Here is a 243-nt window from a genome sequence, read left to right as displayed (position 1 = left end):
ATGTGATGCGTTTTCGCCAGCAGTTCCAGATGCAAACGCACCCCCGCCAGTGGCGTTCGCAGTTCGTGCGCGACGTCAGCGGTAAACAACCTTTCGTTATCCAGCGTGCTGGTCAGGCGACTGACCAGATCGTTTAACGCCGAAACCACCGCTTCGATTTCGAGGGTGGCGCTGTGAATGGCAATGGGCGTTAAGTTGTCGGCGGTACGCCGCATCACCCGCCCGCTGGCGGAGCTGCAAAAA

Annotated in this window: 1 protein-coding gene; it reads right to left on the bottom strand. The window is 58.8% G+C overall.

Going from position 1 to position 243, the window contains the following annotated elements:
- Window positions 1-215: histidine kinase dimerization/phospho-acceptor domain-containing protein (locus tag AC0L27_RS41480; RefSeq protein WP_473323928.1), on the bottom strand; the 215-nt coding region annotated here is incomplete at its 3' end.
- Window positions 216-243: the final 28 nt, after the last annotated feature.

This window comes from Bradyrhizobium sp. Ken51 (assembly GCF_055807435.1).
This window is presented reverse-complemented; position numbering and strand designations above follow the sequence as displayed.